This window comes from Endozoicomonas sp. ALE010, from assembly GCF_049310165.1.
GTDB lineage: Bacteria > Pseudomonadota > Gammaproteobacteria > Pseudomonadales > Endozoicomonadaceae > Endozoicomonas.
This window is the reverse complement of the sequence record NZ_JBLYNV010000089.1, coordinates 1-15,134: the sequence shown is the minus strand read 5'-3', so window position 1 is coordinate 15,134 and position 15,134 is coordinate 1. Positions and strand designations below refer to the sequence as shown.

General features: G+C 40.8%; 16 protein-coding genes. 14 read left to right on the top strand and 2 right to left on the bottom strand.

Annotated features, from left to right (window positions below):
• Positions 1–94 precede the first annotated feature (94 nt).
• The 4 genes from ACO6UY_RS22585 to ACO6UY_RS22570 all read left to right on the top strand — a co-directional run bounded on the left by ACO6UY_RS22585 (position 95) and on the right by ACO6UY_RS22570 (position 3,460).
• Positions 95–1,138 carry a hypothetical protein gene (locus ACO6UY_RS22585; protein WP_422491326.1) on the top strand — a complete coding sequence of 348 codons (1,044 nt, stop codon included), beginning with the start codon at positions 95–97 and terminating at the stop codon, positions 1,136–1,138.
• A gap of 1,013 nt (positions 1,139–2,151) precedes the next feature.
• On the top strand, positions 2,152–2,700 hold the full coding sequence (locus ACO6UY_RS22580; RefSeq protein ID WP_422491324.1) for a hypothetical protein: 549 nt from the start codon (positions 2,152–2,154) through the stop codon (positions 2,698–2,700).
• Positions 2,701–2,770: 70 nt separating this feature from the next.
• Complete coding sequence (locus ACO6UY_RS22575) at positions 2,771–2,932, top strand: hypothetical protein (RefSeq protein ID WP_422445579.1); 162 nt, start codon at positions 2,771–2,773, stop codon at positions 2,930–2,932.
• 135 nt (positions 2,933–3,067) lie between these two features.
• Positions 3,068–3,460 (top strand): DUF2237 family protein, encoded by a 393-nt coding sequence (locus ACO6UY_RS22570; RefSeq protein WP_422445581.1) that lies wholly within the window; start codon positions 3,068–3,070, stop codon positions 3,458–3,460.
• On the opposite strand, the gene ACO6UY_RS22565 is transcribed toward ACO6UY_RS22570, so the two are convergent.
• Positions 3,432–3,689: a hypothetical protein gene (locus ACO6UY_RS22565; protein WP_422445583.1), complete on the bottom strand. Its 258-nt coding sequence runs from the start codon at positions 3,687–3,689 to the stop codon at positions 3,432–3,434. The two genes, ACO6UY_RS22570 and ACO6UY_RS22565, sit on opposite strands and share 29 nt — an antisense overlap.
• Before the next feature lie 218 nt (positions 3,690–3,907).
• Here ACO6UY_RS22565 and ACO6UY_RS22560 point away from each other — a divergent pair, with 218 nt between their 5' ends.
• Positions 3,908–6,019, top strand: a complete 2,112-nt coding sequence (locus tag ACO6UY_RS22560; protein ID WP_422445585.1) for a hypothetical protein — start codon at positions 3,908–3,910, stop codon at positions 6,017–6,019.
• A 419-nt stretch (positions 6,020–6,438) separates the two neighbouring features.
• On the opposite strand, the gene ACO6UY_RS22555 is transcribed toward ACO6UY_RS22560, so the two are convergent.
• Positions 6,439–6,894: a hypothetical protein gene (locus ACO6UY_RS22555; RefSeq protein WP_422445587.1), complete on the bottom strand. Its 456-nt coding sequence runs from the start codon at positions 6,892–6,894 to the stop codon at positions 6,439–6,441.
• Positions 6,895–7,018: 124 nt separating this feature from the next.
• On the opposite strand from ACO6UY_RS22555, the gene ACO6UY_RS22550 reads away from it, so the two are divergent.
• The 9 genes from ACO6UY_RS22550 (at position 7,019) to ACO6UY_RS22510 (ending at position 15,060) form a co-directional block, all read left to right on the top strand.
• Positions 7,019–7,336, top strand: a complete 318-nt coding sequence (locus ACO6UY_RS22550; protein ID WP_422445589.1) for a hypothetical protein — start codon at positions 7,019–7,021, stop codon at positions 7,334–7,336.
• A 14-nt stretch (positions 7,337–7,350) separates the two neighbouring features.
• The gene (locus ACO6UY_RS22545; RefSeq protein WP_422491323.1) at positions 7,351–8,244 is read left to right on the top strand and encodes a hypothetical protein; all 894 of its coding nucleotides are present in this window, start codon (positions 7,351–7,353) and stop codon (positions 8,242–8,244) included.
• 446 nt (positions 8,245–8,690) lie between these two features.
• Entirely contained in the window at positions 8,691–9,200 is a 510-nt protein-coding gene (locus ACO6UY_RS22540; RefSeq protein ID WP_422445593.1) for a C2H2-type zinc finger protein, read from the top strand.
• Positions 9,201–9,321: 121 nt separating this feature from the next.
• Complete coding sequence (locus ACO6UY_RS22535) at positions 9,322–10,296, top strand: hypothetical protein (protein WP_422491322.1); 975 nt, start codon at positions 9,322–9,324, stop codon at positions 10,294–10,296.
• 225 nt (positions 10,297–10,521) lie between these two features.
• Positions 10,522–11,136, top strand: a complete 615-nt coding sequence (locus ACO6UY_RS22530) for a hypothetical protein (RefSeq protein ID WP_422445597.1) — start codon at positions 10,522–10,524, stop codon at positions 11,134–11,136.
• Positions 11,137–11,308: 172 nt separating this feature from the next.
• Positions 11,309–12,160, top strand: coding sequence for a hypothetical protein (locus tag ACO6UY_RS22525; RefSeq protein ID WP_422459602.1), 852 nt, complete (start codon positions 11,309–11,311; stop codon positions 12,158–12,160).
• 152 nt (positions 12,161–12,312) lie between these two features.
• Positions 12,313–12,807, top strand: coding sequence for a hypothetical protein (locus ACO6UY_RS22520; RefSeq protein ID WP_422445601.1), 495 nt, complete (start codon positions 12,313–12,315; stop codon positions 12,805–12,807).
• A gap of 130 nt (positions 12,808–12,937) precedes the next feature.
• Positions 12,938–13,747 (top strand): hypothetical protein, encoded by an 810-nt coding sequence (locus tag ACO6UY_RS22515; protein WP_422445603.1) that lies wholly within the window; start codon positions 12,938–12,940, stop codon positions 13,745–13,747.
• 308 nt (positions 13,748–14,055) lie between these two features.
• Positions 14,056–15,060, top strand: coding sequence for a hypothetical protein (locus tag ACO6UY_RS22510; protein WP_422491320.1), 1,005 nt, complete (start codon positions 14,056–14,058; stop codon positions 15,058–15,060).
• The last annotated feature ends 74 nt before the right edge of the window (positions 15,061–15,134 follow it).

Here is a 15,134-nt window from a genome sequence, read left to right as displayed (position 1 = left end):
GAAAGTTGAGGGTTCTCTTGTGTTTTCAGAAATTATGAGTATGTCAGTTTTCTGGTTGTGGCAGCTGACGTGTATTCATCGGGAGTAGCTGTCAATGTATAGACTAACTTCGTCTCAACTAAATCCAGCCACTAAAGGCCTTTCTAATATTCAAGGCATGCCTTTAGCTGAACCTGGTGCAACAGGTCAGGCTTTCTTCCGAATGGTTACTGAAGTTGAACAACCTGTAACTAACCATAACATGACTGACCAATCTACAAGTTCAGATAATCAAGGGTATTTAAATCATAAAAAAAAATGGTTGAAATATTTTGCTGTACAAAATCAAACCAGCTATAAAGATTCTCCTGCAATTCCAGTAGCTACCCCCATAAATCTAATTGACCCCCTGAAAAATTATCAGACTGCAGAATATGACCCTGAAAATAATACTTTTTCGATATACTCCTTAACAAAGGGGGTTCAATCAACCTCGCAAAACTCGACAGATGTTGATACCAAACTTAATCCACCTATTCAAATTCCTAATCAAGACGGCATTGGTAATTTCTTTAAATCTACAGCGTCGATTGCGATTATTACCCCACGATTGAAAAGTGAAAATCTTCAACAATATACATCTCCTTCGATTCAAGCCGAAGAAGCTATTGATGAAAATTCTTCACATATTGAATGCCAAAGGGAGCTTCACAAAGATCCCGCTTACGCCCAGCGCAAAAGGGAGCGCCAAAGGGAGAGCAGAAGGGAGCGCCAAAGGAAGCGTTACCAGACAGATCCCGCTTACGCCCAGCGCCAAAGGGAGCGCCAAAGGAAGCGTTACCAGACAGATCACGCTTATGCCGAGCGCCAAAGGGAGCGCCTGAGGGAGCTTCGCAAAGATCCCGCTTACGCCCAGCGCGAAAAAGAGCGCCAAAGGGAGCGCCAAAGGGAGCGCCGCAAGCAGTATCGTCAGTCAGTCAATTCAGCTAAAAAGTCAGGTGATTTACCACTGACTTCTAATTCAGCTGAAGCGACCCATAGTTCCAATAAAAATTTAGAAGGTGCTGCCCCCCGATTTTCAGTCGTCAAGCTGAAGGAATATTTACAGTCCCGATTGACCCCTTTCAGCCTTAGAGAACGGTCAGCAATCGAAGGGTAAGAAGGTAATGGTCGCTATTCGTCCGGGCAGGCAAACGGCACAAGCTGTTGTGCCTCAACGGGAGCTCCATTGGAACGATCATAGATAACGGAAAACTGCCGGTTATCCGGGAGCGTCAACGTCATAGTTTTATTTGGCGCTTTGGAGAGAGCAAACAGGTTCTTGACCGTTAGCCGGGAAACCCAACCGGCCTCGCCATTACCAGAAAGAACAGTAGAATGGCCGAACTAACTGGCCTTCCTGCACCATTAAAGCCCCGGTCAGGCTGCACTCGGTGGTTTGCTCTACCGTGTTCCATTCAAATATCTGTCCGGAGGTTAGAGACCGCATAGATTACCTTACATGGAGAGTCAGCTAATCCCCTCTAAACTCTTGCCAGCTCTGGCCTCCAGATTTTTTGTCCCGTACACAGGTAATAGCCATAGCAATTCTTTATGCTTGGTTGACATAAATATATGATGAATGTATGGCGAAAGGGAGGAACTTTATATAAGAAAGCGTGGTCTTAATCTGCAATTCGATAATTCAATAATTCAATGAATAGACCAACCTCTTCTCAATTAAGTCCAGCCCCTAATGGCCTTTCTAATATTCAAGGCATGTCTTTAGCTGAATCTGGTGCAGCAGGTCAGGCTTTTTCCCGAGTGGTTACTGAAGTTGGACAACCTGTAACTAAGCATGACATGACTGGCCAAACTACAAGTTCAGATAATCAAGGATATTTAAATCCTAAAATAAAATGGTTGAAAGATTTCGCTGTACAAAATCAAACTAGCTATAAAGATTCTCCTGCAATTCCAGTAGCTATACCACTGAAAAATTATCAGGTTGCAGAATATGACCCTGAAAATAATACTTTTTCGATATACTCCTTAACAAAGGGTGTTCAATCAACCTCGCAAAACTCGACAGATGTTGATACCAAACTTAATTCACCTATTCAAATTCCTAATCAAGACGCCATTAGTAATTTCTCTAAATCTACAGCGCCAATTGCGATTATTACCCCACAATTGACAAGTGAACATCTTCAACAATATACATCTCCTGCGATTCAAGCCGAAGAATCTATTGATGAAAATTCTTCACATATTGAATGCCAAAGGAAGCTTCGCAAAAATTCCGCTTACGCCCATCGCAAAAGGGAGCGTTACCAGACAGATCCCGCTTACGCCCAGCGCATAAGGGAGCACCAAAGGAAGCGTTACCAGAAAGATTCCGCTTATGCCCAGCGCCAAAGGGAGCGCCTAAGGGAGCTTCGCAAAGATCCCTCTTACGTCCAGCGCCAAAGGGAGCGCCAAAGGGAGCGTTACCAGACAGATCCCGCTTACGCCCAGCGCAAAAGGGAGCGCCAAAGGGAGCTTCGTAAAGATCCCGTTTACGCCCAGCGCGAAAGGGAGCGCCAAAGGGAGCATCGCAAAGACCCCGCGTACGCCCAGCGCCAAAGGGAGCGCCAAAGGGAGCTTCGCAAAGACCCCGCTTACGCCCAGCGCCAAAGGGAGCGCAAAAAGCAGTGTCGTCAGTCAGTCAAGTCAGCTAAAACTCAGGTGATTAACCACTGACTTCTAATTGAGCTGAAACGACGCAGAGTTCCAGTAAAAAAACCTGCTCTTTTAAGGAGCCAGGTGCTGAATGGAAAGAAGCAAACGGTGGGTTACTGCGCCAGATCAATCTGCAACCCAGGTTATTAATGCTGCCACCGGCAATGACCTTGATACCGGATTTAGTCAATTCATAATCACCCCCGCCCAGGTAGTTTTCAGCTCCTTTTTATCTTCCTCAAAACTGAATTGAAACTGGCTGACGTTGCCAACCGGCAGCAGGGGCGCGGAATCATCAGCGGGTTTGATGTATATGCTTCCGGCACCGATAAACTACGATCCATTGTAGACATGACTTTTCATCTATCCTGTAGGTCATGGGTTAATCATGGGAGGGTTTCACATGGTAGAACTGGTGTTTGAACAGCCCAATGTGCTGGGTACTGAGTTAGAGGTGTGTTGCCAAAGTCCAATGACAGGCTTCTTCCGGAACGGGTTTTGTCATACCTGTCTGGAGGATGCTGGTAGTCATACAGTCTGCGCCCGGATGACCGATGAGTTTCTGCAATTTTCCCTGTCCAAAGGTAATGACCTCATCACACCCAACCCTGATTTTGGTTTTCCCGGTCTGAATGCCGGTGACCGCTGGTGTCTTTGCGCAACTCGTTGGGCAGAGGCCAATAAGGCAGGTGTTGCCCCACCGGTTTACCTGAACGCGACCAATATGACAGCGCTTGAAATTGTTGAGTTGGCTACGCTGGAGCAAATGGCATTGGATTGATATTAAAGGACGACTTCAATTTGAACGTCATCCGGTACTTTCCTTGTTGGCCTTGGCGCTGCTCTTCGTTAATGGATTCCAGCTGCAGCAGGATGGCCGGAAAGTCTAAACCCTGTTCCTGGCCGGTGGCTGAACACAGCAAAGCCAGTACCTGATTATCCAGATAATGGCCTTTCAATGATGAAATTGATGATTTGCAACTCTTTACGGTTAAAGGTACTTCTGTCAACTGCCAGCCAATTCTTTTCTTTACCTGAAGGCCTCCTATCACTGATTTTCAGGCTTAGCCACAGGAACAGGTGCCTGGAATTTTTTTGTTATGTGTTCTTACTGAGTTATTATGAACTTATGCGAATTGTCACTGTCTATTAGACATTGAGATGAATTAGGTAACGAGGTTGTTCTTCCGATTTCCCAGCCCTTATCATCACTCCAATCAAGTTTCATATGATTGAGATTTTTAGCCATCTGAATCCTGAAAAATACAATGTAAAAGAATTTAATTGGTGTAATATGGATAGATTACAAGGAATAGAAGAACAACAGAGCCTTTCAACGGCTGTATTTAATGCCTCAATAACTCAGCTACAATCAGCTGGTCAATCTCATTATCGCCAGGTGAAAAAGGCTAAAGTTGAGCCAAGTTTGTTTGGTATAGATTCAAGAACATATTCAGAAGAAGCAAAGTTTAAGTTCAATCGGGATTTTAAGAAGATAAAAGTTCAAGAATCAGAAACTTCAGATTTCACTCAACTCCACCATTTTGCACCAATAATCAACAGGGCCTGGAACAATCCTGAAATCATGAGGTATTTGCTTGAAACTCACAGTCAGTTTGTACATTGCTTTTGTAATGAAACAGAAGCTGCAAATACAATTAGTCGATTAACTGAATTCTTGTTGACAATTGATGAAGAAATGGCTTCTTTTGAAAAAAAAGACCCATTTGAACTTTTAAAAAAATATCCAATGACTGAAAATAATGAGTGTATAATAAAAGCCTGTGGCTTTTGTTTAAGAAATAGCAAAGACCGGTTTTGTGAAAAAAACATTATATTTTTTCTTGGATTACTTCCTTTGCTAATTGAACTTGAAAATCACGTAGACTTACCTGACTCTACACTTCGCTTTCCGGACCATTTTCTCGCAGACTTTTTTCTCTCAATGACTTCTGGTGGGGGAAGAGACTTCTTTTTAAATAAAAAAACAATTAAAAACTATTTAAAAACTTACAATGAAAAAAAAGAGTTATTCCATTACTTCTCTGAAAAAAACAATCAACTAAATTTATCCCCACTTTTTCTGATGCTGAATAATTATTACTGGAGTACACTATATACAAAAGATACACTGGAAACAAAAACAGTAGAAATCTCTAAAAAAAGTGAGTTATGGTCTTTCTTCTTCAATTCTGCAGCACCACAATATTTATTCAAAATTCTTTTTGATGGATTTTCAGATCATGAACATTCATGTTATGATGAACCGGCATATAAAAGTCAGAATTCTTTATTAAAAAATACCCTTTTAAAAACGGCAGAATTTAACTCCGACCTTATAAGATTTGGAGAAGAGTTTGAATTCAGCTTTAAAAGTGCATCAGGTAAAAAGTATTCACCAGATCTCCTTATAATAAAGTGGTCTGAACATATATCTGCCATAATTTCATCCATGAATATACCTGAATCAGAATTTTCAATAACCATTAAGAATGGCAACCAGGGTAAAGAGCTTTATTTCACTTTTGGTGACTGGAATTCTAAGTTTTATCCTGATTATGATGTCTTTGAGGTGAATTGCAGCCCTTATACAATAGAGCAAGTTTTCACCTGTAATGGAGCTACTTATACTGCTTATGAACTTTTTGATATATTTATTCTTGCCCCTGCAGAACTTTTTTTATTGAAAGGCATATCTGGGCATAAACATATAGATATCCGAAATTCTATCTCAAATAATCCGGAATTGTTATTCAGATTCTTACTTTCGGTAGAAAATGAACGCTTTTTAGTCAAAGCCCTTGACCGAGAGAGTGAGTGTGAAGAATATTTTCCATATCTGTCTATGTGTAATGGCGCTCCTCAGTGGAAATCGCTCCTGGATCACACCATTCAACTAATCAATAAAGAGCTTGCTGCCGGAAAAACAACGCAACCTACGGGTTTTTATACTTATGCGTACGCCTTTCAACAACTATGGGAATTAAAACATGTATATTGTCCTGCTAAAATCAGACTTGCCCCGCAACATGCAAGCAATAGTTCAGACAAAAGAGTCTGTAAACCAGATGGAACTCTCGAATTACGTTTCTGGCATGGTGCCCGAACAGGTCAGGAAGCAAGAAAAATTAACGAGATAATACTGGCATGGATGAATACGCTATCGCAAAAACAAAAAAATAAAATTCCATTATTTTTAAAATTGGATGACGTTGAAGATATTGATTCAAATAGAATAGAAATGCTCTTTGATAATTTTTGTAAAAGCATAGGGTTACAGCCAGAAAACTATCGAGGTCTGATACGTTTTACCACTGTAAACGACAATTCGATTTATTGATTCGTTACCAATTCCCGGTATTTGGTCTAAGCTGACTGGTTCATCAACAGCATGCCCCTCAGGAAACTAACTAAATGCCCGGTCTTATTGGTAACATCCCTTCTATTACAGATATTTCGCTATTCAAAGTTGGTGAAACCTGTTACATGACAGCTCCCTGCAAGCATGATTGCTCAATCCACTTTGCTGATGGAACCATCTGTAAAGTTCAGCTATATGCCGCTCTATACTTTACTTACACGACAATATTTGGGAGTCGAAAGTACAGAATCCTTGGGACAAACCCATTTTGCTGAGCAAATGCCATATTTGGTAGAATCAACCAAACAGTGGCACATGGAGAGATTGAAAAATCATGTTCGAATTTAAAATGCCTAATATGAATATTTTTGAATGAGACAGTAATTGAACTCATTTATCTACCAAAATGGTGAACCGTCTAAGTCAACATTAATTCTATGCAGGTATTTGGCATCAACCTTGGTCATGATTTTATGATCTATAAGAATATCAGCAATTTCTTTGGAGTTTTTTTCTTTAAGTAAACCCTTGTCAAATCCAGCTTTATCCATTCTTTCATTTAAAAAATTGTAGTAGGACTTATCAATTCTCGCATTCCTTAAATTCCTGGCATAATGCTTATTTATACGGGCCTTTACCAGAGCCTGGTTATAAGATTTTATCTGTCTGTCACGAATTGACTTCATGATAAAATTTTTGAGCTTTTTAAGTGAAATGATGAGTATCTTGATAGGATTTTTCGAAGAAACCTTTTTTACATCAAATTCTCCAGAATCCTCAGCCAGCTGATTTTGATTAACATCTTGATTTGCAAAGGTAACTTTTCTTGAATTCGGCGGGATACGATTATCCATATGATGGTTCCTTATCTTAACTATTTGTTATCATTGGTATATCTTTCACTCATTCCGATGCTTGAAACTATATCACACCAGGTACTGTAAATAATTTTAGACTTAAGTTGTAACTGTGTTTGTTTTGGATAAGCAACCGGTAAATCTGCTGCGCCTTTACGGGAGCGCCATTGAAATGATCAAAAGCTTCGGAGAACTGCCGGTTATCCGCGAGCATCAACGCCATGGATTGATTGGCTACCCCAAAAAAAGCAAACAGGTTCATAACCGTCAGTCGCAAAACAAGGACTTCAATTCTTCGCGTCACGTCAGCAAAATACAGCAGGCATTACTCGGTGCAATATCAAACAGGGATTTAAAGATAGCCAGAGTAATTTATCGGGATCTGTTTATCTTGTGGAACTATCTAAGTAATTGGCAGTCCATATTAATGAACCATTAACTGAGGTTATCATCATGATTCAGGACAAAATGCCAACTATTCCGGCTGCTTCTAACAGCAATTCGCAGGGCAGTGAATCACCGTTTCACCTGCTTCCTGAGGCTTATTGGCCCGGTCAGCCCAAGCAACCAAAAGTATCAATTGAGCAAGCAGCTAAATTGTTACTAGATGGGCTGAAAAATCTGGATTACGAACAAGAAAGTCAAACTGCCGTATTAAAGCGAGTGATTGAAAAACATAATGACATGGCAAAAACTCCGGCCAATCGCCTGGTGCTTGCCGAACAGGATAACTTTGCTACCAGGTTCCCCAAACTGGATCAGTGGATTGTTAACAAACTATCCTTTCTATCCCCCAAACAGTTGATCGCTTTTGCCTTTGCCAGCCGCCACTTCAATCAATATTCTGAGGCGTGCGAGAATAATCAAGGCAGTCTGGAAAAAACCAGAATTGAATTTTTCCGCCACTATTTTTCTCAGGAAGGCTTGAAGGCCGGATTAGAAAAGCTTGACCTGTTACGAAGTTGCGAAATTATCCATAAAAATCAGATGTTCCAACTGGATGATGTTTGTCCTGACTTACTGGATCATCTGGAACCAATAACGGCAACGGGAGAGTCATTGTACTTAAGTGATTTTAACTTTCCAGTAGCATTACGTATTGTCGGTGAATTTCCCACCCTCTGGAAACGCCTGGCCCTCTCCATTGGTGATCCCTTCAATTTTCAATACACAAGAAAAGTTGAATTTGAATGCCCGAATGATTTCACAAAAGCAATGCTGACATTTCTGAATGATCTTGCCCTTAGAGGGTATGAGACATCTGTTCTGATTGATCCTTTAAAATCAAATGTCATAAGCCGGGTGGATCTTGCTGACAAACTGAAAATGGCCTTAGAGAATTCATAACACTGACCTCCGTTGTACTTCCGGCTTGAAATCTCACCGGATGAAAAACTGGACATAAGTATTAATTTTATACTGTCAGCTGCTGGCATAAAAATACTGCGGTGTGATAATCAAACGGCACCGCTGTGCAGTTCAGGAGCCTATCTCGAAACCATCATAGAGGTGATCTCTGAAAACAGGCATGTTAGTTTAAGTTCACAAAGTATCCACTATATCTCCTGCCCTCATTTCAATCAGGCTGAACATCCACTAACCAGACAACCACCGCCCTTCAAACCATGATAACGCTGACTTTCGAAGAACTTTACATCATCATTCTAAATAGCAGCAGCATAATTTTATGCCTTGTTGTCATAACGAATGGGTTGTTTGTTTTTTGTTTAAAGGCGGAACTATTTTAATAAGAAGAGGTCAGAGTATTGATTCAATAATTAAATAGCCTCATTATGTTTTTTAATACTAATAATTTGCCCCCAGTTCCTTATTTCACCTTCATTGGTCTGTCTCCAGCCTATATTAATCAGGTCAATAATGAATCACACCCAGCCTTATACCAACAGTTTTCTGTTGCTTCAGCTGTACCTGAGGTACAAATTTTAACTAACGCTACTGAAGAAACATCTTCTGATCGTGACCCAACTGAAAAAAAACCTGACAACAAGAAATTTATGTGTTCCTATTCTGGGTGTGGTAAAAAATTTGTAACGGATGGTACGCGCCGGATTCATGAGAGATCGATTCATTTAAACGAAAAAAATTTTAAGTGCCAAACCTGTAAAAAAAGATTCTTTCACAGATCTGATTTTATAAAACATACTTATATTCACAAAGGAATTAAACCCTATCTTTGCCTGAAGTGTAAAACATCTTTTTCTCAGTCTTCCAACTTATTTACCCATATAAAAAAACATCATCATATTCAGCCTGTAAAACAAGATAACTGGGTTAAGTTCTGAGTAATCAGGGAATCAGTAGATACTGATCGCTATCCATCAGGATAAAAATGCGGCAAAAACGTGGAGAAACTTTAATATAAACCCTTGGTCTTAGACTATAATTAATTAGTTCAACAACTCAATGAGTCTCTCAAATAAGCCAGCTCCAATAGAATTTGCTTTTCCTGACCCTTGTTTCAGTCCATCAGATTTATTAGGAAGAATAGGTAAATCTGGTTCAGGCAAAGGTCATTTGACGTATCAGTGTATGCCTGTTCAGGCATTGAAAACTCCTTTTCCCATTTACCATAACCAGTCAAACATGCCAAAAAATAACAATAATTCTTGTAATTCATTGAATAAACATGGCATTAAACCTATAACACCTGACGATAAAGCAAACTTTATCCGTACTGATGATCCTGACATACCAGAGTCAGTTCTTAATCAATATTTACCCCGGAGCTCCAGTTATAAACCTGAAGATGAAACGTTATCATTAATACCAAATATTCCTTTTCTTCAGGTGCTATGCCTAGCAGAGAGTGAGCCTGGGATCGGGGAGCCAACAACAGCGAGCCATTGGAATCCCGATGATCAGATAACCAATCTTTCTGTCGCATCTTCCAAGCCGCAAAGCCTGAACAAAAAAACAAGTGATAACCACACGAAACAGTCAGAGGATATTGTTAATAGTAACGCTTCAATAGCCAGGTGCCAAAGAAAGCATCGCCGAGATCCTGCTTACTTGCAGCGCAAGAGGGAGCGCCAAAGAGAGCTTCGTAAAAATCCTGCTTACGCCGAGCGCGAAAGGGAGCGTATTAGGCAGCGTCGCAAAGATCCTGCTTTCGCAGAGCGCGACAGGGAGCGCTCCAGGCAGCGTCGCAAAGATCCTGTTTATGCCGAGCGGGAAAGGGAGCGTCGCAGGGAGCGCTATAGAGAACGTTACAAAGATCCGGCTTTCGCAGAGCGCGAAAGAGAGCGCCTTAGGCAGCTCCGCAGAAATCAAGCGAACTTAAAACGTCAATGTGCGCAGCAAACAGCGGGCTGCGAGCATGATCCTGGTTATACAACAGATGAGTGTCTCAAGCCATCCTGTGCATCTGGATTGACGTAAAGATTAAGTGTGGGTTGTCATCGGGGGAACTTTTTATAAGAATATCTGTCATAAGCCGTAATTCCATAATCCAAGAATTCAATGTAAAGACCTATTTTTTCTACTCGATTTATTGCAGCTTCTGATGTTTTTTCTAATTATCACGATGCTGCTTTTTCTGAATTCGGCTTATCAAGTCAAGTATTCTCCCGTGAAGTTGTAGAGGCAGCGAATATTCTATGTGCCATGCATACTGATAAAACCAGAAAACACCTTCAGCAGCCGAGGGAGCCTGTTCATATTTTAATTGATACTCTCCGGCTGAAAAAAAGGTCGATAGTGATCATTACCAGCCATACTAAACAAAATCAATCACCTGACTTTACGGTCAGAAGAAAGCATCAGATTAATACCCCCCCTCCTTCAGATACTCCAGGTAATGAACGGCTTTCAAACCAGCCCATTTTAAAGTCAGCACAACCAACCGGGCAACACTTATCAGTTACAGATATTCACCCCAATCCCTGTGAAATCTCTGTTCCATTACCCAACAGTCAAAATCTTGCTGGTCCTTTCTTCAGGCCAAAGTTGGCAGTTTCTACTATCAACACTCGATTAAACAGTGATCAGATTCAAAAAAATACATCACCTACCGGAAATAAGTTGGCTATTACAACTTCGGCTTCCGAACTGGGCCAATCTCAGACCATCTCTCAAGGTAAGACTTACCAGAAGGTTTACAATAAAGCTTACGCACAGACCGAGAAACGGTGGCTTACCAAAAAGCTTACTATAAAGCCTTCAAGAATACCGGTGATAGAGAACAAACAAGAATCGCTGGCAAGCAAGCTTCTACTTTGATAAGAGAATCACATAAAGCAAAAATTTTATAATAAAAAGTTCAACTATTGGAACCAAAGCAGTAAATCAGCCAAAAACGTCAGATCACTTGAGACAAATTAGTTTTATTTCAGGCAGGAACTTTTTAAAAAAATAGCGGTCTTAATCTATAATTCAAGAGTGCAATAATTCAATGGAAAGACTTAACGTAGGCTCACATATCGCTTCTGCCTCTTCCTGTGTTCAGGATTCTTCAGACGTAACTGTAATACCACCTGATGATTCCAGTCCGATGCCAAGCATGACTGGCCATTATGTGCGGAAACTTGATCCATCTCACAATGTTTTTTTAGTGGATAGATTGCTCAATCAGGTCACACTTCCATCTCCATGTTCACTTAATGATTTTTCAATATCTCATTCCCCATTATTTGAAAAAGAAATAATGCGCCCGGATCTTTATTCACCGAAGCCACCTGACGAAATTTTTTCTTGTGACCATCCATGCACAGATCCAACATTAACAAACGCAGAACAAACAGCCCATCAATTACCTCCGGAAAATCCATTGGCATGTTTGTCTAATCCGTCATCACGCCCAGACACTCCCCCTGATCTGTTGCATAAAGACACACAAGAGCAAGTTATAACTGCAACCGTTGAGAGTAAGACACATGAATCGTGCAGTTCTGAGGAACCCCTGCCCCTGACACCCGCAGAAGCTCACAAGCAGTCCATGAAAATGAAGGCTCACTGGAAAGGTTACGCACAGTCCAGAAATACCAGGGCTTATAAGAAAACATACCGTGAGTCTTACAAAGGGAAGGCTTCCAAAAAGTCTTACTCTCATTCCAGGAAACGAAAGTCTTCCAAAAACAACTGGGCAAAGTCCGAGAGAGGAAGGGCTTACATGAAGGCTTACCGGAAGGCTTACAATTCAGTTTTAAACGGAGTCGATGGTGATCGGGAAAAGGCAAGAATTGCCGGAAAGGAAGCTGCCGCCATTATCCTGGATTCGTATCGAGTAATGAAAAACCAAGCTTGATTCGAGCTCTATTTTCTTTCCATTTATTTTATAACTTGATCAAATAGTCATAAAAAGCTTTTCATTGTTATTAACTTAAATATTGATTGGTATGCCTTGGGGAGGAACTTTTATAAGCAAATAGAGGTCTTAAGTTAAAATTCAATAATTCAATGAACATTCCTGCCTATCCTGCTAACTTTAATGTGGCTTCTGACCGCTTTAATTATTTCCAAACTACGATTTATTCTCAATCTGCCACGTCGTGTCAGGCCTTCTCCCGTGAAGTTGTTGATGTAGACAATATTCAATGCATTATTCATACTGACGAAACGACTAAAAGTCACCTTCAGACAATGGTGCTTTTTGATAATCCATTTTCCAATCTCCGGCTTAACAACAGGTCGATAGGCATCGCAAACAACTATATGAAAGATGATCATCCAATTCACTTACCTGTCGGAATTAAAACACAGAACGATAATCTAATCACAACGATCAATCTTTACCCATCTATCATGATAGGATTTACCCATGGCCTGAAAAGCGAAAGACTTACAACGAACCAGAGAAATGTATTTCTTCCTGCAGTTCTCTTGAACAGTCCGAGAAACGTAAGTATTACCATCGAGCTTACTCGAAGACCGAGAAACGGAAAGCTGATCTGAAGACATACAGGAAAGCTTATGAACAATCCAGGAGAGTTAAGGCAAATAAACCAGTCTGGCTTAAAATTCAGAGATGAACTTTTATAAGAAAGAGCAATCTTACTATGAAACTTAACAATTCAATAATTCAATGAAAATTTCTGATTTCTCTACTCAATCAAATATTACTTCTGAGCTCTTCCCTTATTTTAAAGATAATACTGATTCTTTATCTGGAGTATCGGTTCAGGCTTTCTCCCGTGAAGTGATCGAAGCAGCTAATATTCTATGTTCGATGCGTATTGATACAACGAACAAATATGACTCTCAGTGTCTAACGGTGATTTTTCATAAATCATCTGATAATCCAATGCTTGGAAATAGGTCAATAGCAATCATTAACAACCCTGCAAACGAAGATCAACCTGTAGTGAGTCATTTATCTCAAGCCAACACTCTCGGAGACACCTTATCAATGTCGTATAAAAGCATCATGGTTAATGATAAACGATACGATAAAGCCAAGAAGAACCAAGCCAGATACGAAGTATCTGATAAAGGTAAGAAGTCCAGAGCCAGATACGAAGCGTCTGATAAAGGTAAGAAGACCAAATCCAGATACGAGGCATCAGACAAAGGCAAGGAGACCAGAGCCAGATACCGAACGTCCGACCAGGGCAAGATGGTCGCATACAGGGCCAAAGCCAAATATTATTCATCCGTCAAAGGCAAGGTGAAAAATGCCATATATAGTGCAAATTTAATGGCCTACAAAAAAGCTATAAGAAAAGGCTTTAGTGAAAAAGTAGCAAGGGAAAAAGGAAAAGAGGCAGCTAATGCAAAACAAGCAGAACTTTCTTCATTGCTACCCCATCCTCTGCAGTTTAATGAAAGAACAAATATCAACAATCGGGTTCAAACCCAACCTATCTTGAGTGGACGATCAACAAACGAAAAGTAAGCAGGTGTTTTTCACCGTACTCTGGCTAGGTGCCCCCGTAGCGAGGACGACAGAAAATTGAGGATAAAAATTCGGTTTTGTGAGGTGAATATTGACCAGTTTTTTTTTCAGGAAGGAACTTTTTTATAAAATAATTGCCTCAGCCTTTAATTCGACAATTTTATAATTCAATGAATCTCTTTAATAACTTACCCTCATTCGAGCCTTCCTGTTCAGATACTCGTTCCTGCTCATTATATTCAATAGAGCAACTGATTCCACCTGTTGATAACGATCAGCAGCCTTCATATCATGGTATGTCTGTTCATGTGCTGGAATTATCTTTACCTGCTTACCATAATCATTCGGATTTTTGCCAAAATAATCCTGGTTCTTTTCATTCCCTGCTTGAATATGATATTGATCATCTGATTTTTACCGATTCAGCCGCGACTTTCGGCAATGAACTCCCTGACATACAACAATCAGACCTTGATTACTATGTACCCTGGGATTCTGATAATGAACTTGTTAAGTCCAGGCTAACACCAGTGCCAGGTGCCCCTTTTATTCAGCAGGCATTCTTATCGGTGAGTGAGCCAGAAACCAGAAATCCAATACCTACGTGCCATTGGCATCCAGATGATCAGATAATCAATCTTTCTACCGCACCTTTTAGCCCACAAAATCTAAATCAAACGACAAGTTATAGCCAAATACCCAAATCAGAGGGGTTCGCTGACGGTAACGCTGCAATAGTTGAGGGTCAAAGGAAGTTTCGCAATGACCCCGCCTACAATGCATGTCAAAGGCAGAGAATCAGGAACTCCCAAAGGATGCGTTACAAAGATCCCGCTTATTATGCAGAGCATTTAAAGAGAAACAGGGAGTACCAAAGGAGGCGTCGCAAAGATCCCGTATATGCAGAATATTTAAGGAAGAGAAACAGGGAGTACCAAAGGAAGCGTCGCAGAGATCCCGCTAAAGCAGAGCTTGACAGGGTGAGAAGCAGGATCAACCAAAGGAAACGTCTCCGAGATCCTGCTATAGCAGAGCGTAACAGGGAGAAAAGCAGGAACTACCAGAGGGAGCGTCTCAAAGATCCCGCTTACGTAGAGTATAAAAGGGAGAAAAGCAGGGAGTACCACAGGAAGCGTAGTAAGGATCCCGCTTACGTAGAGTATAAAAGGGAGAAAAGCAGGGAGTACCAAAGGAAGCATAGTAAGGATCCCGTTTACTTAGAGCGTAAAAGAATGCTGCAAAGGGAGCGCATTAGACGCCGCAACGAGAATATTTTCGATCACGCAAAGCACCAAAGCAGCTACTCCCGATGAATACACGTCAGCTGCCACAACCAGAAAACTGACATACTCATAATTTCTGAAAACACAAGAGAACCCTCAACTTT

Excerpts from the sequence above, each read along its gene's own strand:
- ACO6UY_RS22585 (WP_422491326.1), top strand. The coding sequence starts at position 95 with ATGTATAGACTAACTTCGTCTCAACTAAATCCAGCCACTAAAGGCCTT.
- ACO6UY_RS22575 (WP_422445579.1), top strand. The coding sequence starts at position 2,771 with ATGGAAAGAAGCAAACGGTGGGTTACTGCGCCAGATCAATCTGCAACC.
- ACO6UY_RS22570 (WP_422445581.1), top strand. The coding sequence starts at position 3,068 with ATGGGAGGGTTTCACATGGTAGAACTGGTGTTTGAACAGCCCAATGTG.
- ACO6UY_RS22560 (WP_422445585.1), top strand. The coding sequence starts at position 3,908 with ATGATTGAGATTTTTAGCCATCTGAATCCTGAAAAATACAATGTAAAA.
- ACO6UY_RS22555 (WP_422445587.1), bottom strand. The coding sequence starts at position 6,894 with ATGGATAATCGTATCCCGCCGAATTCAAGAAAAGTTACCTTTGCAAAT.
- ACO6UY_RS22545 (WP_422491323.1), top strand. The coding sequence starts at position 7,351 with ATGATTCAGGACAAAATGCCAACTATTCCGGCTGCTTCTAACAGCAAT.
- ACO6UY_RS22540 (WP_422445593.1), top strand. The coding sequence starts at position 8,691 with ATGTTTTTTAATACTAATAATTTGCCCCCAGTTCCTTATTTCACCTTC.
- ACO6UY_RS22535 (WP_422491322.1), top strand. The coding sequence starts at position 9,322 with ATGAGTCTCTCAAATAAGCCAGCTCCAATAGAATTTGCTTTTCCTGAC.
- ACO6UY_RS22530 (WP_422445597.1), top strand. The coding sequence starts at position 10,522 with ATGCATACTGATAAAACCAGAAAACACCTTCAGCAGCCGAGGGAGCCT.
- ACO6UY_RS22525 (WP_422459602.1), top strand. The coding sequence starts at position 11,309 with ATGGAAAGACTTAACGTAGGCTCACATATCGCTTCTGCCTCTTCCTGT.
- ACO6UY_RS22520 (WP_422445601.1), top strand. The coding sequence starts at position 12,313 with ATGAACATTCCTGCCTATCCTGCTAACTTTAATGTGGCTTCTGACCGC.
- ACO6UY_RS22515 (WP_422445603.1), top strand. The coding sequence starts at position 12,938 with ATGAAAATTTCTGATTTCTCTACTCAATCAAATATTACTTCTGAGCTC.